The sequence below is a fragment of the Natrinema sp. 74 genome (genome assembly GCF_046097095.1).
Taxonomy (GTDB): domain Archaea; phylum Halobacteriota; class Halobacteria; order Halobacteriales; family Natrialbaceae; genus Natrinema.
The window spans coordinates 2521952-2538757 of record NZ_CP175698.1; the positions used below are offsets into that span (position 1 = coordinate 2521952).

At 67.5% G+C, this 16806-nt stretch carries 20 protein-coding genes; 6 read left to right on the top strand and 14 right to left on the bottom strand.

Translation table 11 applies throughout. The features are described from left to right. Window positions 1-83 precede the first annotated feature (83 nt). Complete coding sequence (locus ACJ70B_RS12540) at window positions 84-1331, bottom strand: sulfite oxidase (protein ID WP_408957331.1); 1248 nt, start codon at window positions 1329-1331, stop codon at window positions 84-86. An 85-nt stretch (window positions 1332-1416) separates the two neighbouring features. Then, window positions 1417-1842 (bottom strand): DUF5791 family protein, encoded by a 426-nt coding sequence (locus ACJ70B_RS12545; RefSeq protein WP_408957332.1) that lies wholly within the window; start codon window positions 1840-1842, stop codon window positions 1417-1419. A gap of 374 nt (window positions 1843-2216) precedes the next feature. Here ACJ70B_RS12545 and ACJ70B_RS12550 point away from each other — a divergent pair, with 374 nt between their 5' ends. Continuing rightward, window positions 2217-2657 (top strand): universal stress protein, encoded by a 441-nt coding sequence (locus tag ACJ70B_RS12550; RefSeq protein WP_408957333.1) that lies wholly within the window; start codon window positions 2217-2219, stop codon window positions 2655-2657. Window positions 2658-2686: 29 nt separating this feature from the next. Here the strand turns inward: ACJ70B_RS12550 and ACJ70B_RS12555 are convergent, their stop codons facing one another. After that, window positions 2687-3463 carry an NAD(P)H-hydrate dehydratase gene (locus tag ACJ70B_RS12555; protein WP_408957334.1) on the bottom strand — a complete coding sequence of 259 codons (777 nt, stop codon included), beginning with the start codon at window positions 3461-3463 and terminating at the stop codon, window positions 2687-2689. Between the two features lie 120 nt (window positions 3464-3583). Here ACJ70B_RS12555 and ACJ70B_RS12560 point away from each other — a divergent pair, with 120 nt between their 5' ends. Then, window positions 3584-4213, top strand: a complete 630-nt coding sequence (locus tag ACJ70B_RS12560) for a phosphoribosyltransferase (RefSeq protein WP_408957335.1) — start codon at window positions 3584-3586, stop codon at window positions 4211-4213. A 61-nt stretch (window positions 4214-4274) separates the two neighbouring features. Here ACJ70B_RS12560 and gdhB read toward each other — a convergent pair whose 3' ends face one another. The 3 genes from gdhB to ACJ70B_RS12575 form a co-directional block, all read right to left on the bottom strand. Continuing rightward, entirely contained in the window at window positions 4275-5603 is a 1329-nt protein-coding gene (gdhB, locus tag ACJ70B_RS12565) for a glutamate dehydrogenase GdhB (RefSeq protein ID WP_408957336.1), read from the bottom strand. 2 nt (window positions 5604-5605) lie between these two features. After that, window positions 5606-5746, bottom strand: coding sequence for a rubrerythrin-like domain-containing protein (locus ACJ70B_RS12570; protein WP_408957337.1), 141 nt, complete (start codon window positions 5744-5746; stop codon window positions 5606-5608). Window positions 5747-5855: 109 nt separating this feature from the next. Continuing rightward, entirely contained in the window at window positions 5856-8819 is a 2964-nt protein-coding gene (locus ACJ70B_RS12575) for a bacterio-opsin activator domain-containing protein (RefSeq protein WP_408957338.1), read from the bottom strand. A 122-nt stretch (window positions 8820-8941) separates the two neighbouring features. Here ACJ70B_RS12575 and ACJ70B_RS12580 point away from each other — a divergent pair, with 122 nt between their 5' ends. Continuing rightward, entirely contained in the window at window positions 8942-9598 is a 657-nt protein-coding gene (locus ACJ70B_RS12580; protein ID WP_408957339.1) for an ERCC4 domain-containing protein, read from the top strand. Between the two features lie 46 nt (window positions 9599-9644). On the opposite strand, the gene ACJ70B_RS12585 is transcribed toward ACJ70B_RS12580, so the two are convergent. The 5 genes from ACJ70B_RS12585 to ACJ70B_RS12605 form a co-directional block, all read right to left on the bottom strand. Beyond that, entirely contained in the window at window positions 9645-9818 is a 174-nt protein-coding gene (locus ACJ70B_RS12585; RefSeq protein WP_408957340.1) for a hypothetical protein, read from the bottom strand. 153 nt (window positions 9819-9971) lie between these two features. After that, complete coding sequence (locus ACJ70B_RS12590; RefSeq protein WP_408957341.1) at window positions 9972-10178, bottom strand: DUF2196 domain-containing protein; 207 nt, start codon at window positions 10176-10178, stop codon at window positions 9972-9974. Window positions 10179-10294: 116 nt separating this feature from the next. Then, window positions 10295-10693, bottom strand: a complete 399-nt coding sequence (gene msrB, locus ACJ70B_RS12595; RefSeq protein WP_408957342.1) for a peptide-methionine (R)-S-oxide reductase MsrB — start codon at window positions 10691-10693, stop codon at window positions 10295-10297. 100 nt (window positions 10694-10793) lie between these two features. Next, window positions 10794-10955, bottom strand: coding sequence for a hypothetical protein (locus tag ACJ70B_RS12600; protein WP_408957343.1), 162 nt, complete (start codon window positions 10953-10955; stop codon window positions 10794-10796). A 760-nt stretch (window positions 10956-11715) separates the two neighbouring features. After that, a complete protein-coding gene (locus tag ACJ70B_RS12605) occupies window positions 11716-11910 on the bottom strand; it encodes a hypothetical protein (protein ID WP_408960141.1) in 195 nt (64 codons plus the stop codon). On the opposite strand from ACJ70B_RS12605, the gene ACJ70B_RS12610 reads away from it, so the two are divergent. The 3 genes from ACJ70B_RS12610 to ACJ70B_RS12620 all read left to right on the top strand — a co-directional run bounded on the left by ACJ70B_RS12610 (window position 11903) and on the right by ACJ70B_RS12620 (window position 13277). Beyond that, window positions 11903-11980 carry a helix-turn-helix domain-containing protein gene (locus ACJ70B_RS12610; protein WP_408960109.1) on the top strand — a complete coding sequence of 26 codons (78 nt, stop codon included), beginning with the start codon at window positions 11903-11905 and terminating at the stop codon, window positions 11978-11980. The genes ACJ70B_RS12605 and ACJ70B_RS12610 overlap by 8 nt on opposite strands. Before the next feature lie 121 nt (window positions 11981-12101). Beyond that, on the top strand, window positions 12102-13052 hold the full coding sequence (locus tag ACJ70B_RS12615) for a phytoene/squalene synthase family protein (protein ID WP_408957344.1): 951 nt from the start codon (window positions 12102-12104) through the stop codon (window positions 13050-13052). A 72-nt stretch (window positions 13053-13124) separates the two neighbouring features. Next, window positions 13125-13277, top strand: coding sequence for a hypothetical protein (locus ACJ70B_RS12620; protein ID WP_408957345.1), 153 nt, complete (start codon window positions 13125-13127; stop codon window positions 13275-13277). Between the two features lie 40 nt (window positions 13278-13317). On the opposite strand, the gene cruF is transcribed toward ACJ70B_RS12620, so the two are convergent. The 3 genes from cruF to ACJ70B_RS12635 are packed head-to-tail and all read right to left on the bottom strand — an operon-like array spanning window position 13318 to window position 16787. Continuing rightward, the gene (gene cruF, locus ACJ70B_RS12625; RefSeq protein ID WP_408957346.1) at window positions 13318-14232 is read right to left on the bottom strand and encodes a bisanhydrobacterioruberin hydratase; all 915 of its coding nucleotides are present in this window, start codon (window positions 14230-14232) and stop codon (window positions 13318-13320) included. Further along, window positions 14225-15103, bottom strand: coding sequence for a prenyltransferase (locus ACJ70B_RS12630; protein WP_408957347.1), 879 nt, complete (start codon window positions 15101-15103; stop codon window positions 14225-14227). Before ACJ70B_RS12630 ends, cruF begins: the two co-directional genes overlap by 8 nt. 37 nt (window positions 15104-15140) lie before the next feature. Continuing rightward, the gene (locus ACJ70B_RS12635; protein WP_408957348.1) at window positions 15141-16787 is read right to left on the bottom strand and encodes a phytoene desaturase family protein; all 1647 of its coding nucleotides are present in this window, start codon (window positions 16785-16787) and stop codon (window positions 15141-15143) included. Window positions 16788-16806: the final 19 nt, after the last annotated feature.

Sequence of the window (16806 nt, forward strand, 5' to 3'; positions counted from 1 at the left end):
CGCTCGAGTGCGAATCGCGCTCGTCTTCCGTCGATTCCCGCGTCGGATCGTCTCGGATACCCGCGTGGACGAGCGGCCCGCCGTTACTCGACGGTGACGTCGACCGCGTGGGGCAAAACGGCGTTCTCGGCGTAGCCGCCCTCGTTCCACGGATACTCGTCGTCAGCGTCCCCGCTTGGGTCGGAAATCCGCATGGGCTGGCGACGGCCGCGCTCGTCGGTCGCCCGCGAGACGAGGGTGTAGCTGCCGGGCGAGGGCTCCCACTCGTAGCGGAACAGCCGCCAGGCGCAGTCGTAATTCGGCCCGAAGAATGCCCCGTCGTCCCAGCTCTCGCCGCCGTCGGTCGAGAGCTCGATATCCGTCACCGCGTCGTCGCCCGCCCAGGCGACGCCGACGACCTCGAGCGTGTCGTCTGCCTGCAGGGAGACGGTCGCGCCGTCTGCGGGTCGGCCGATCGTCGATTTAACGTTCTCGTCGAAGGTGTAGGGGTGGTCGATCTCTTCGGACTCGAGTTGCTCCCAGGTGTCGAACGTCGATACCGTCGCGTGCGATTCGGGCTCGACGCCCTCGGGGTGGATCCGATAGGAGGACTGCTGCCACTGCGTGTAGTCCTTGCCATCGCGGTTTTCCCACTCCGAGCCGTGGACCATCGTCTCCGCGACGTGGAGTTCCGCGAGCCACTTGACGCTGTTGACGCCGTACCAGCCGGGGACGAGGAGTCTGACGGGGTGGCCGTGTTCGGGCGGGAGCGGTTCCCCGTTTATCTCGTAGGCGAGGATGCAGTCCTCGAGGACCTTTTCCATCGGGATCGAGCGAGCGAACAGGTCGGTTTCGCCCTCGACTTCGGGGTGGTCGCCGCCGACCGCGGTGAGCCACGTCCCCTCGTCGGTCGTCGCGCCGTGGTCGGCCAGGATCGAGGTCAGCGGCGCGCCGGTCCAGATCGCGGTGCTTGCGGCTCCGTACTCCCACTGGACGCTGCCCGTCTCGGGGTCGAAGTAGCCCCGTCCGTTACCGGCACACTCCATCGTGTGTGCGACCGCGACCGTCGGGTACGCCTCACGAAGCTCGTCCATCCCCAGGTCGGCCTCGCGGTCGACCGCGCCGCCGAGCGAGACGGTCCACTCCTCGGCCGCGGGATCGAGGGTTTCGTTGCGGTGACAGACGTAGTGCTCCTCGATCGGCGTGAGCCAGTTCGCGTACGTTTCCCGGTCGACGGCACCGACGACCCGGTACCGATCCGCCAGATCGGTGACGGCCTCAGTGCCGGGTTTCCGCCCCAGAATTTCGTCGGTCTCTCGCCGCCGGTTCTCGCCGCGCGCCGAATTCGACATAGCGGGTCGGACACCCTCGAGGGCGATAAATCCCTGTGTCGAGGTACCAATCAGCACGTCGAGAGCTCGCCGGGATCGATCGCGGCTACGGCGCGCCGTCTGCAATCACGTACTGGACGTGGACGAACTCCGCGAACGACATCGGCGCTCGCCCCTCGAGTTTCTGTTGGACCTCCTTGGCGTCCAGCTCGATCGCGAGTCGTCCCTCGACCGCATCGACGTCCATCACCGCCGTCGACATCCCCAGCAGCAGGTGTTCGAGCGCCATCGTGACGATCGTCTCCGGATCGGGCGTCCTCTCCGCGAGCGCCTGGATCTCGGCGGCCTCCTCGAGCGTGAGGTCGGGCGAGTCGCCCGCGGTGAGCGCCTCGAGCGGTGCCCGCTCGAGGTCGGTGTCGGCCGCGACGGCGTCGGGACCGCGGTCGTCGACGATCGCTGCGAGGTCGTCCTCGTACTCGGCCCGCAAATCGGCGGGCGAGTCGGGGACGGTCATCCGCTGTTCGTAGAACATATCGGAGAGACGGGAATGGGGTAGAAATGTATTGTGACCTCCGCTGATTTTCCTGTGACCTCCGCCCTCTCTCGGCCCGACGACCGACGTGCGAGCGGTGGCCGCCCTCGACGAGCCGATGACGCGGGACGTGACTACCGACTGAAGGCCTGTTTTCGGACCGCAATCGGGCGCACCCGCCCCATCAGACCGTGTCCGGTATCTCCCTGCGCGATGAACGGCCGGACGGCCGATCGAGAACCGAGACGTGCCGTGTAGTCGTCGCGACGGCCGAGACCGCTCACCGGCCGAGGGGGTCTGCGACGACCACTCGAGACGGACTGACACGAGATCGTGAGATAGGCGTTAAGCCCGGGATCGTGGTAGTAATAAACATGGCACGGAAGACGCTCGTCGCCGTCGACGGCTCGCCACAGTCCGAGGCAGCGCTCGCGTACGCACTCGAGGAGTTCCCGGCGTCGGCGATCACGGCACTGCACGTCATTCAGTTGCCGGAGGGGTACTGGGCGTCGTTCGCGGATTCGGAGACGGAGTTACCGGGGTACGAGAACGCGCGGGAACGCGGCATGGAACTACTCGACGAGGCCGTGGCGACGGCCGCCGACGAGGGCCGCGAGATCGAGACGGTCCTCGAGTCGGGGAAGCCGGCACGAGAGATCATCGAGTACGCCGTCGGAAGCGACGTCGACCAGATCGCCATCGGGAGCCACGGTCGACACGGCGTCGATCGAGTTCTGTACGGAAGCGTCTCGGAATCGGTGGTCCGTCGCGCGCCGATGACGGTGATCGTCGTCCACGAACGGCCGGACCGGTAGCACGGAGCCGATCCGTCGGCGGGTGCCGGTCAGCGGATCGTATCCGGGATCCGCTCGATGACGTCCGTCGCGACGACGCCCGGCCCGTACGCGGCCGTCGCGAGTTCGCCGCTCTTGCCGAGGATCCACGTGCCGAGTTCGGCGGCGTCGCGCCGGTCCATCCCCTGACCGAGCAGCGAGGCGACGATGCCGGCCAACGTGTCCCCGGTTCCGGCGACGGTCAGCGCGGACGTTCCCGTCTCGTTTTCGATCCGCTCGCCGCCGGTGACGATCTCGTCGACGTCGCCGGTCCGGGCGACGACCGCTCCCGTCTCCTCGGAGAGAGCCTTGAGCGACCCGTACGCCTCGCGGACCGGCTCGTCTTCGGCTCCGCTTGGCGTCAGAATCGCGTTCGAGAGGTCGCTCTCGAGTGCGGGCTCGATCGCCAGCGCGTCGACGACGATCGGCGCGTCGATGCGATCGACCGTCTCGCACACCGCGTCGGGGTCGGCGTCGACGAGCCCGGGACCGATCGCGACGGCGTCGGCCCACTCACCTACCTCAAGTGCGCGGTCGACCGCGCCGTCCGAGAACGTCCGCCCGTCGTAGCGATCGACGAGCAGGTTCGGCGAGTGACTTGCGACGATCTCGTAGATCGGTTCGGGAACGAACGCCCGCACGTGATCGGAGCCGGTCCGTAACGCCGCTCGCCCGACGATCGCGGGCTGGTTGGGGTATGCGACGCTCCCGCCGACGATCCCGACGCGGCCGTTGTCGTGTCCGGTCTCGTCGCTGACATTGGAGAGCGTCTGCTGAAGCCGTCCCATACGATTGCTCTCGATCGGTTTCGCGTAGGCGTTCGGCCGGCGTGTTCCGGTTCGATCCCCGCGCCCGGCGTATGCGACGCAAACGCATAGTACGCTGCCGTCGTAGCCCCTCGCGGAACCATGTTCGACGATCGAACCGACGCCGGCAAACGACTCGCAGCAGACCTCGAGCGCCGCGGCGTCCAGGCCGATGTCGTCCTCGGCATTCCGCGGGGTGCGCTGCCGGTCGCCCGGCCAGTCGCGGACGCGCTCGACGCCGATCTCGACGTCGTGGTCGCGCGCAAGATGGGGGCTCCAGGGAACCCGGAAGTCGCGCTGGGCGCGGTCGCCAGCGACGGCAGCGTCTGGTACAACGACGACCTGATCGATCGAGTGGGGGCCTCGGAGAAGTATATAAAGGAGGTCCGGGCCGAGGAGGCCGACAACGCCCGCGAGAAGGCCGATCGCTACCGGGAGACGGACGGAGTACCGGATCTTCGGGGGAAACGAGCGCTCGTCGTCGACGACGGCGTCGCGACCGGCGCGACCGCGACCGCCTGTCTCCGGCAGGTCCGTGAAACCGGCGCGGACTGGATCGCGCTGGCCGTCCCCGTCGGCTCTCCGCGGGCCGTCGACGCCCTCGAGCGGGAGGCCGACGCGGTGATCGCCCTCCAGACGCCCGCGGACTTTCGCGCCGTGGGCCAGTACTACCGGACCTTCGGTCAGGTGACCGACACGGAGGCGATCGAGTACCTCGATCGAGGCTCGTGAGCGCCGGAGAAGAGGACAGAAGGGAAGGGCGTGAGCACGACCGCGAGAGATCCGTACTCGATCAGGGCCAGAGCCCGCGCATTTCCTGTGCGTCGGCGATGCGCTCGAGCGCGACCACGTAGGCCGCGTCGCGCCAGGAGATGTCCCGTCGCTCGACCTCGTCTTTCAGGGCGGTCCAGGCCGTCACCATCTCGGCCTCGAGTTCCTCGTTGACACGCTCGAGGCTCCACGCGCGGCGGTTGATGTCTTGCAGCCACTCGAAGTAGGAGACGGTGACGCCGCCCGCGTTCGCGAGGATATCCGGGATCACGTGAATCCCGCGGTCCGTGAGGATGGCGTCGGCGGCGAACGTTGTCGGGCCGTTCGCCCCCTCGACGACGATATCGGCCTGAACGGCGTCGGCGTTGTCCGCGGTGATGACGTTGCCGACGGCCGCCGGGATCAACACGTCGACGTCGAGTGTGAGGAGCTCCTCGTTCGAGATGCGGCGCACGCCGTCGCTGCCATCGTCGGCGGCGTCGGCGGCGAACCGGGTAACGGCTTCCGGCTCCTCGTCGTGGGACGGGATCGCGCCGACGTCGATTCCGTCGGGGTCGTAGACCGCGCCGTTGACGTCGCTGACGGCGACGACGGTCGCTCCCCACTCCTCGAGCAGGCGGGCCGCGTTTGCGCCGACGCTGCCAAAGCCCTGGACGGCGACGGTCGTTTCGGCGAGCGGCTCGCCGTAGTACTCGCAGGTCTCTCGGGTGACGATGGCGACGCTCCGCCCCGGCGCTTCCTCGCGACCGTAGGAGCCGCCGATACCGGGCGGTTTTCCGGTGACGACGCCGGGGATCGTCTCGCCTTCCTGCATGCTGTAGGCGTCCATGAACCAGGCCATCGTCTGGGAATCGGTGCCCATATCGGGGGCCGGGATGTCCGCGTTCGGACCGATCACGTCGCGGATCTCCTGTGCGAACCGGCGCGTGAGCCGTTCCTTCTCGTCGCCGCTCAGGTCCTTCGGATCGACGACGATCCCTCCCTTCGCGCCGCCGAAGGGGAGATCCATCACGGCGCACTTCCAGGTCATCCACATCGACAGCCCGACGCACTCGTCGCGGGTCACGTCGGGGTGATAGCGGAGCCCGCCCTTGTACGGCCCGCGGACGCTGTCGTGCTGGGCGCGGTAGCCGGTGAAGACCTCGACGGAGCCGTCGTCGCGCTCGAGGGGCACCGTCACCTCGTGGACGGCAGCGGGGTGTTCCAGGCGCTTGAGGACGGCGTCGTCGATCTCTAACTGTGCGGCGGCACGCTCGAGTTGTCGGCGCGCGGTCTCGAGCGCGGTTTCGCGGTCGGTCGCCTCAGCCGTCGCTTCGACAGTGGCGGACGAAGAACGCTGGTGAGACGCCATTCTCACTCGATCGGTGTATGTCGATTGCGCATCTCTGCGCCGCATTCGGGGCAGGTGTCCGGTGCTGACGCGCGGACGACGGTTCCGCAGTCGAAGCACTCGTAGGTCGATTCGGCCTCGGGATCGAGTTGAATGTCTTTCATGGTAGATACGACGACCGGCGTCGCGTCGTTCGTCGCACTTAGGAATAATAGGGATATTAGGATGAAGGTATTCGTCAGATAGCTAGCGCCGGCGATCGGCGGTGGTTCACTATTCAACCCTCTCTGTCGGGTTTGCCGGCAATCCGATCTCGTCGAAGACGACGGTGAAGAGCTTTCGCTGAACGGTCCGGACGTGGCGGTAGAACGCCGCCGGCGAAATCTCGAGCGTCTCGGCGACCGTTTCGCCCGATTGTTCGCGCGGCGATTCGAAGTAGCCGCCGTAGTAGGCGATCCGAACGACCTCGAGTTGGCGGTCAGTGAGCCGCTCGCGCAGTTCCGAGCGGAGGTCTCGGGGCGTCGTCCGTTCGACGGTCCGTTTCGATCGGAGTTCGACGTCCGAGAACACCGTCGAGACGGCGTCGGCGCTTTCTCGCGCGTCGACGGATTTGGGCACGTCGACGACGAGTCGCGCGCTCGAGGGGGTCGCGTCGACGCTGCGGACCACGACGCCGTGGTCCGCGAGTTGCAGGGCGAAGACGGGTCGCGAGAGGTGAACGAGGACCGTCCCGCCGAGGGCGTCGTCCTCGCCGTCACCGTCGCCGCCGCGCTCGTCGGTGCCGACGACCTGTGCGCCCGCGACGGCGACGAGTTCCTCGGCGGCAGCCACGACGGCGTCGGGGGGTGCCCCCTCGACGGTCGCGATCACCGACGCACCGTCCTCGCGTTGGCGGATACCGCCGTCGAACGAGAGCCGGCAGTCGGCCCGTCGGGCGAGTCGCGCGAAGACGAACGCGTCGTCGGTCACCTCGAACTCGAGGCGCGTGCTCGCGTCCGACAGCAGCGCGCGCTTGCGCTCGACCGCGGCGATCGCGGAGGCGATCGTCTCGCCGAGTTCCGCGAGGACGGCACAGATCATATCGTCGAACGCGTCCGGCCGGTCCGCGTAGACCGTCAGCACGCCGTAGGCGAACTCGTCGTAGGACAGCGGGACGCTCACGGCGGACTGGTACTCGCGGGCGAGCGCCGCCGATCGCCACGGCTCGTCGCGCAGTCCGTCGGCGACGTTCGGTACGACGGTCTCCTCGCCGTCGGCCGCGGTCCTGACGGCGGGTTCGCGCGCTTCCGCGAGCGAGAGCGACACGCTGTCGAGATACTCCCGGCCCTCGCTCGCCCCGCCGTGAGCGCGCGACTCGAGGCGCTCGCCGCTCGCGTCGGGCTGGCCGATCCACGCAAACGAGAAGCGGTCGGCGGTCGTGAGCCGCTCGCAGACGGCGCGCTCGATCTCCTCGCGGGTCTCGGCTCCGACCAGCGCCTGATCGAGCTCTCGGATGATCTCGTTGATCCCGTTGAGGCGGGTGAGCTGTCGGTTCCGGCGCTCGAGTTCGCGGTCGCGGTCGCGCAGCGTCCGCTCTCGTTCGACGCGATCCAGCGCCGCTTCGGCGGTCGCGGCCAGCAGGTCGGTCAGTTCGCGCGAGACCTCGTCGAACGCGTCAGGCTCCCTGGAGCCGGCGACGAAGACACCGTAGTCTCCGAGGGGAACGTACGCCGCGCTCCGCAGGTCGGTCCCGGGATTCGACAGCGACGGCGAGTCGTGGACGTCGGCGAAGAACCGACTCTCGCCGTCGACGAAGACCCGGCCGGGAATGCTGTCGTCCGTCGCGCGGTGGTCGCGGACGGGGCCGTGTAACCGCTCCATCGCCGGCAAGGACGCCGCCGGCCGTAACACGTTCTCGTCCGTGTCGAACAGGTAGGCCGCGCTGGCCGCCAGATCCAGTACGTCCGTCGCATCTTCGACGACGGCGGTTGCGATCTCGCGGTCGGTCTCGGCGTACAGGAGTTCGCGGGCGGTTCGGTGAAGCGCCGTCAGCGCCTCCTCGCGGCGCGTTCGCTTCGTGATGTCGCGACAGCTGTAGAGGGTCGTCCCGCCCTGAATCGAGACCTCGCGGACGTTGACCAGCAGCGTGTGTTCGCGGCCCGCTCGGTCGGTTGCGGTGCACTCGATGTTCGTCAACACGCCGGCCGCCTCGAGTTCGTCGCGGTCGAAGAGGTCGGGGCCGAGCAGTTCGTCGATCGTCCCCATCTCGCGGATCTCGTCGTCCGTATAGCCGAAGATGAAGTGAACGTTCGGACAGACGTAGGTGAACTCGCCGTCGTCGTCGGCGATGAGGACGGTGTCGGTCATGTTGTTGAGCGTCACCCGGTGGAGCTCCTCGGACTCGCGTAACTCCCGCTCGAGGCGGGCGCGTTCGGTGACGTCCGTCGCCCGCGCGAGCAACGAGGTGACCGCGCCGTCTTCGTCGCGGACCGGCCGGACGGTCAACTCGAGGGTGCGATCGCTATCGGGGTCGTCGGTCCCGTCTCCGCTCCGGTCAGTCGCGCTCCCGCCGTCGGCACGCACCTGCGTCAGTTCCCGGTGTGCGACCTCGCCGGCCGCCGCGCGGTCGATCGCCTCGCGGATCGCCGTGGAACCGTCGGCCGTGTGCCGCCACCAGGGGAGGTCGTGGAAGGGCCGGCCCCGAACGTCGCCCGCGGTCGCGTCGATCGCCGCGAGCGCGGGCTCGTTGGCCCGTCGAACGGCCCCGTCGGGCTCGAGGACCCACGAGTACGTCTCGGGGTCCTCGAAGATCGCATCGAACTGGCGGGCGCGCGCCCGGCGGTCCCGTCGCGTCCGCCCCGTCGGGAGCGCGCGTTCGATCGCCGCCCGACAGTCCTCGATCGAGCCGTCGGCGGTCCCGTCGCGGGGAACGTACTCCGAGACGCCGGCGGCGATCGCCGCGCTGGCCAGCGATTCGTCGCCGTCAGCCGGTGCGAGGACGACCGGGAGGGCTGGGTCGCGCTCGCGGACCGACTCGAGGAGGTCGAGTCCGGTCGTCTCCGCGTCCGGGAGCGACTGCGCGGTCAGCAGACAGTCGAACGAGCGAGACGCCAGGGCTTCGAGCGCCGCGTCCGCGGTCGACACCGCGGTCGCGTCGCGCGCACCGTCCTCGAGCGCGCTCGCCAGCGCCCCGGCGTCGCGGTCGGAGGGCGCGACGACGAGGAGCCGAGCGTCGTCGAGCGTTCGTGTAGAAGGCATTCGGTTCCCCTACGGGCCACTGCCGATAGAAAGCATCGTTCGGGTCGTCCGCGACGGCCGCCGCTCGGTGCCGACCCGCCTCGACCGACACCCGTTCATCGCTCGAGCCCCTCTGTCCGACCATGCGCGTCGCCGTTACCGTGGACGACCGGGAGCCGGCCGGCTTCGTCGAGGCCGTTCGAGACCACCCCGACGTGACCGCGGTCGCCGTCGAGCGGCTGGCGACCGGAGATGTCGCGATCGATTCGATCGGGTTCGAACGCAAGACCCTCAGAGACTACGTCTCGAGCGCCGTCGGCCGGTCGGGCTCCGACCTCGCCGATCAGGTCGAGCGCATGGCGGACGCCTACGACCACTCGTACGTCCTGCTCGAGGACGACTTCGCCGGCCTCGAGTCGCTACGGACGGGCGTCCCGCCGGCGTCGATCCGAGGCTCGATGGCCTCGATCACCGCCCGTCACGGGGTGCCGGTCATCCCCTGTACGGACCGCCGGCAGCTGGTCGATTTCGCAATCCGGCTGGGTCGGAAACACGCGGAGGATCCGACGAGCCGCCGGCTCCCGGTCGGCTCGGTACCGAGCCAACGCGAGCCCACGACCAAGCGGATGTACGGCTGTATCGAGGGGATCGGCCCCGAACTCGCCGCGACGCTGTACGAACGGTATCCGACCGTCGAAGCGCTGCTCAAGGCGGATATCGAGGAACTGACGGCGATCGAGGGAATCGGCCCGGCGCGGGCCGAGACGATCTACGCAGCGGTCCGAGGCGGTGGGACCTGACGCTGCGCGGTCGGCGTTCGTCGAAAAGAGGTTCGTTCGGCGCGACTTACCGGCGCTCGTCCAGCGTCACGGCCGCCGACTCGGCGACGGCGAGCCAGGCGTCGTCTCGAGCGATGTCGGCGATGACGAGGTGCGGCTGGCCGTCGATCTCGTCGGTCGCCGCCATCACTTCGCTCGGCGCTTCCGCTTGCCACCCGGCCGACGTCGCTTCTGGAACCATACGCAATGGTTTTCAGTCGCCGGCCATGAATGTATCGGAACTGTCCCAATAGCTACTTGGGAATGGAACGAAATCGGCCTATTTCACACAAGATTGGTTATAATATCTGGCTGCAGTTGAAGAGCGGAACTGGCCCCCTCTCGCTCTCGAGGGTTAGTCGTCGGTCACGACCGATCTGACGTGGCCAACGACACCGCTTTTCAGTTCGACGTGTGGCCCCTCGACCTCGTCGCCGTAGATCGTGCCGACTTCGCCGACGATCGGTTCCGTATCCTCGGATTGCGGGTCTGCGTCGTCTTGGACGATTTCGACGGTCATCCCCTGTCGGAGTTCCTCGGCGGTCGGTCGCTCGTTGGACATGGACTGAGGTGGGGGCGATGTTTCGAAAAGACTGACGCCTGCACTCGCTACTCGATTCCCCGACCGTCGAACTCGCGCTCCGTCCGCGGCCGGAGACCACGGGCGCTCACCGCGACTCACTCCTCGTCGAACTCGAGGGCGACGGAGTTGATGCAGTAGCGCTTGCCGGTCGGCTCGGGGCCGTCGTCGAAGACGTGGCCGAGGTGGCCGCCGCAGTTGGCACACAGCACCTCGGTGCGGCGCATGCCGTGGCTGGTGTCGGTTCGGGTTTCGATTCGGTCGTCGTCGGTGTCGTAGAAACTCGGCCAGCCACAGCCGGATTCGAACTTCGTCTCGGAGTCGAACAGTGTGGCTCCGCAACCGGCACAGGCGTAGGTCCCGTCGTCCTTGTGATCGACGTATTCGCCGCTGAACGGCGGCTCGGTGCCGGCCTCACGCAGGATTTGGTACTCTTCGTCGCTCAGTTTGTCGCGCCACTCGTCGTCGGCCGACGCGCGATCTGCCTCGTTGCTCATGGACGCGAGTAGGGGCGAGACACTCAAGAGTCTGTCTGCGTGTCCGGACCTCGCCCCGCGCCGGTGGCGTCCGTTCGGCGGTCTCGTACCCGGCTTCCAGTCAGCGGCTCGTGATTACGTCCGTACTCTCACAGTTCGGACACTGCGTCATCCGACCGAGCTTCGGCACGACGATCCGTCGCCATTCGTCGTCCCCGCCGGGCGCTTCGAAGCCACAATTGCGACACTGCGACCGTCCGTGCATGGTTGTGTTACTCGCCATGTCTCGAGGTATGCTATGTGACACCATAGTCGTTTGTTCGATCGGGCGGAAGTGTCACGTCGACCAACGGGTCACGCGGCCGACCGTCGTGCGGCGATCGGCCGCGACCGCGATTGACAGGGGTTGAGCGTGGACGACGCGAACCGGTCGACTCGATCCGACACGGCGGAGCCGTCGCCGGACCGCTCGTCCGTTCGCGCTGAGTCCGATCGGAGATCGCCTCATCGGTTCGGTCACCGTCGTCGAGTATCCGTCTCGGAGCAGGACGAGGGTCCGCTGGCCCGCTCGAATTCGGCACTCGACTCATCGTCGAACGGATTAGTAACCCGGCACGCCTGATCTCCGTGAAAGTCGTCCATAAACGAGAATATAAGCGTTATCGAACTTATCAAATAGAGTACCAGAACCCCGTCACGACTGCCGTTCCGACCGCTTTCGACGATCGCGAGACCGCCAACCAGCCGCGCTCGTTATGGGGTCGAGACCCCAAAGTACCGCCGATGAACGCCAGCCACGACCTCGCCACAACGGCCCTCGAGATGCTTCCGATCACCGTGGCTGTCATCGACGCCGACGGGGAAATCCCGCTGACGAACCGGTCCTAGCGCGAGTTCGGCCCCAATGACGTCGCCGATCACGTCAGGGTCAATTACCTCGCAGTCACCGCGACCGACGACGACGAGCACGCCCAACGGGCGACTGATAGGATCGCGGCCGTCCTCGCCGGCGACCGGGAATCGTTCGCCATGGCGTATCCCTGTTACACGCCCGCGCAGAAACAGTGGTCCACGATGCGGGCCAACCGGTTTCTGACGCCGGCAAACGGTTCGTCTTCGTTGTCTACCTCGAGATCACCGAGCGGAAACTGGCTGAACTCGCCGCGGCGGAAAACGCAGAGCGGGTCCGCAAGGAGCGACGGGCGCTCGAGCACGTGCTCGCCCGCGTCGATGGACATCTCCCGGTCGACGTTCCACCAACACTTGCGGACCGCCCAGCGGAAACTGCTCGACGAACTGTTCGATTGAGCCCGTTCGAATCGGGCCGCGTGAACATAGTATGGGGGTGATACTTTATAGGCACCTGTCGTAGGAGAGACATCCGATAACCGGTAGCCAGTCGGACGTAGGCGGGGTCAACGAACCAGCAATGAAACGGGATCACATCGACGCAAGCAAGGCGATACAGAAGCGGACCGGGAAGACGTTCTACCTCGCGACGCGATTTCTCCCCGAACGGGTGCGCCATGCCACGCACGTCCTCTACGCGTTCTTCCGGATCGCGGACGAGGTCGTCGACGACGCCGACGGCACCTCTCCCGAGGAGCAGCGAGCTCGACTCGAGGCCCTTCGGGCGCAGGCTCTCGGCGAGCGGCCGGCCAACGGTCCCGTTCTCGAGGCCTTTCGGGAGCTCCGGGAGCGCTACGGGATCGCCGACGAGGAAGTCGACGCGTTCGTCGACGCGATGGCGTCCGATATCGAGACCGACCGGTACGAGACCGACGCCGACCTCAAGTCGTACATGCGCGGTTCGGCCGCGTCGGTCGGTGTGATGATGACGGCGATCATGGAACCCGACGCCGAGGCAGCCGCGATCCCCCACGCCGTCAAACTCGGCGAGGCGTTCCAGATGACGAACTTCCTGCGCGACGTGCGGGAAGATGTCGTCGAGCGCGACCGAATCTACATTCCACAGGAGACGCTGCAAGACCACGGCGTCGATCCCGAGCAGATCGAGCGCCTCGAGTACACCGAGTCGTTCGGGGCAGTGATCGCGAGCGAACTCCAGCGGACCGAGGACCTCTACCGTGAGGGCGTCGCCGGCATTCGGTATCTCCCCGCGGACTGCCAGCTCCCGGTGTTGCTGGCGGCGGTCCTCTACGCGGAACACCACTCCGTCATCCGGGCCCAGAGGTACGACGTGCTCTCGAGCGAGCCGGCGCTGTCGACGACTCGGAAGCTGCGGTGTCTCGTGAAGACGCGCTGGCACTGGCACTGGAACCGCGACCCCGAGTCCGTGTTCCAGCGAGTGTCGGCGGTGCCGACGGCCGAACTAGGCCGGCGCGGCCCCGAGCACGGCGACGGCGTTCCGATCCGATAGCCGTCCGGCGCATATCAAGCCCCTCGATATGGTGGCCCTCCGTTCGTCGTCCCGGCGGTCGTACCGTCGCGTATGTCCGCAGAAACGAGTTCCGACGTTATCGACGAGGAACGTGACATGGCGCGAACGACCGCGATCGGGCTCGGCGTCTGGCTCGCCGTGACGATGGCCGCCGTCGTGCTGTTGCTCCTGTTTGGTGACGTCATCTCGAGCCTGCTCGTCTAACTGTCTGACCGTCCGACCCGACCGTCTGCGACCGGATCGGCTACCGCTCGCGGCGGTTCCTCGACAGCGCCGTTTCGATCATCGCGAGATCGTACCGGTCGGTCCGGAGGAGGGCGAGACAGAACAGCCCGGCCACCCCGGCCGCCAGCCACTGCCCGTAGAGGACGTTGATCGTCCCCCAGAGCAGGACGAAGCTCACTAGGTCGTCCAATGCGAACTCGCAGGTCCGGACGCGCTCGCGGACGGCCGCGCGATCGAACGCGAACTCGACGAGAACGACGGCGATAGTCCCCGAGAGGAGCCATCCCCGATAGTTCGAGAGCGGGACGCCGTAGTAGCCGCCCGGCGGGGCGTACGACCAGAAGCCGATCACGACGGCCCCCGGATCGAGGATCAGATCGACCGCGAGGACGGCGGTGATCGCCCCGAGGAGCCGGGGCAAGGCGCGCTCAGCGCGGTCGCCGAGCACCAACAGCGAGAGCAGGTAGGCGTTCAACACCAGCGGCACGAAAAACAGCGGCAGCGCTAGCGGCACCTCGCCGCCCAGCATCGGCCCCAGTTCGATGCCGTACTCGAACGGGCCGTAGGGCCACCCCGTCCGCACGCCGACGAACTCGATCGCGTAGGTGTACGCCGTCAGAACGGCCAGCGTGGCGAGCGCTCGCCGGTCGATTGCCGGCAGGAGCGCGACGACCAGCGGCGAGCGCATCACCACCGTTCCGAACAGGAGCAATAGCGGGTCGTACGCGAGCGGCGGCGGGAGCAGTCCCTCCGCGCTCGCAAGTAACGATATCGCGCCGACGACCGGGAAGACCACCGCGATCGTAACGCGGTTCTTGCGGACGAGGGCCTCGAGCCGGCGCTGGACCGCGGCTCGCGTACGCTCGGCGACGGCGTCGGCACCGCTGCTCGAGCGGTGGCTCACGGACGGACTCGGCGGCTCGTCGTTACCCATGGACGAGCCTCCAGAGCCCGCCTATCGTCAGGAGCGCGCCGACGGCGGTGTTGATCGCGGGAAACCACCAGTAGGCGCGGTCGACGGCGACGTCGGCGACTGCGATCGCGGCGACGAGCGCGGGGTAGACGAGTAACAGTGCGCCCAGTCGGTAGTCGAGCGCGCCGAAGGCGGCCGCACTCGCGAGCCAGCACGCGCCGCAGTAGGCGTAGGTACGGCCCTCGCCGAGTACCGTCGCAGTGGTCCGGACCCCCGCCTCGCGGTCGGGTTCGATATCGGGGACCGCCGAGAAGGTGTGCATCCCCATCGCCCACAGCCAGCCGCCGGCGATCGCAAGAAGCGGGGGCTGGACGCCGGCGACGGCGGCGTAGGCGGCGATCCCCGGGGTCACGTAGAGCCCGTTCGAGACCGAATCGAGGACGGGCGTCGTCTTGAACCTGACCGGTGGGGCGCTGTAGGCCGCCCCGAGAACGAGGAAGGCGACGAGCCAGGGCCACGCCGCGGTCGAAAGCAGCGGGACGAACAGCAACGGGAGGGCAGCGCAGAGGCCGACGGCCGCGGGAACGTACCGCTGGCCGCGATAGCGCGCCTCCCGGTCGTCCTTTTTCGGGTTCTCCGCGTCGATCTCACGGTCGTAGACGTCGTTGATCCCGTAGAGAAAGACGTTTGCCGGCACGAGGAAGTACGCGAACAGCGCGACTGTCGCCGGTGTCACGAGTTCGTCGACCGACGCCGCGGCGTAGGCGACGCCGACGAGGACAGGACCCGCCAGATACGGCCAGAACCGCGGCCGCGAGAGCGCCAGCAGGTACGACAGCTCCTCGCCGACCGCGGACTCGGCCCCGGCCGTCGAACTCGAGCGCCCTGTCATCGCCACCTCGAGCCTGGCGTGCGGTCGTTCGGCTCGCTCATCCGTGATCCTCGAGGACTTTTTCGGCCGTCAGCCGGCCGCTGATGAGACACATCGGCATGCCGATCCCCGGCGTGGTATCGCCGCCTACGAAGTAGAGCCCGTCGACCGTCTTCGAGCGGTGCGGAGGGCGGAACAGCGAGGTCTGGCGGAGGGTGTGGGCGAGCCCCAGTGCCGTCCCCTCGGAGCTGTTGTACCGGTTCGCGAAGTCCTCGACGCAGAAGCGCTCCTCGAGGACGATCCGGTCGCGGACGTCGGTCCCCGCGTTTGCGGCGAGGTCTGCGAGAACGAGATCGCGGTACCGGTCGCGGATCCCGGGCGTGTCCTTGAGGCCGGGCGCGATCGGGACGAGAACGAACAGGGCGCTGTGGCCGTCGGGCGCAACGGCGTCGTCGGTCTCGGAGGGGGTGCAGACGTAGTAGGCGGGGTCGTCCGGCCACTGCGGCTCGTCGAAGATCTTCGCGAAGTGGTCGTTCCAGTCGGTCGGCAAGACGAGCGTGTGGTGGGCGAGGTCGTCCACGTCGCCCTCGACGCCGAGATAGAGCAGGAACGCGGAGGGCGCGTAGGTCCGCTCGTCCCAGTAATCCGCGTCGTAGCCCCGGCGCTCGGGTGTGAGGAGGTCCCGTTCGGTGTGGGCGTAGTCGGCGTTGCTCACGACCAGATCCGCCTGTACCAGGCCGCCGGCGGTCTCGACTTCGAACCCGCCCGCGCGGCCCTTGATCTCCGTCGCCGGCCGCTCGGTGTCATACTCGACGCCCAGTTCCCGGCCGAGAGCGGCGATACTGTCGATGACCGCGCCGATCCCGCCCTCGGGGTACCAGACGCCGAGATTGAAATCGACGTGGCTCATGAGGTTGTACAGCGCCGGCGTGTTCGTCGGCGAGCCGCCCAGAAACACCAGCGTGTACTGCATGATCTGCTGGAGTTTCGGATGGTCGAAGTAGTCCTCCACGTGGCCCTGCATCGAGCCTAACAGCGAGAGACCCCGCGCCTGTCGCGCGACGTCGAGATCGAGATAGTCGCGCAAGCGCTCGCGGTCCTCGTAGACGAAGTGTTTCATTCCCACCTCGTAGTTCTCCCTCGATTTCTCGAGGTAGCGTTCCAGTGCCTCGCCCGCGCCCGGTTCGTACTCCTCGAAGACGGCTTTCGTTCGCTCGAGGTCGGGCGTGACGTCCACTCGATCGCCGTGTGTTCCCAAGCCACGAGACAGCTTCGTCGTCTCGGTCGAGGCGGGGTCACCGCTTCGGTACCCCCTCGTATCGTTCGCAGAACGTCGTTCCGCGTTGTCTTTGAAGTAAATACGGTAGTGGGGGTCGAGGTGGGTCAGCTCGTAGTAATCGTCCGGCGTCCGGCCGAAATCGCCGAAGAACCGCTCGAAGACGTCGGGCATCAGGTACCACGAGGGCCCCATGTCGAACCGGAAGCCGTCCTTCTCGAGGCGGCTCGCTCGCCCGCCCACTTGCTCGTTTTTCTCGATGACACGAACGTCTGCACCCGTATTAGCGAGGTAACAGGCCGTCGAGAGCCCTCCGATGCCGCCGCCGATCACGACGACCGACTCGTCGGCCAGCGTGTCCATACCCGAACGTACGCATCCGGCCGATGTTAAACGTGAGCGACACCCACGTCGGAGAGCCGACCCCATCGCTCGAGCGAGTCTCGCT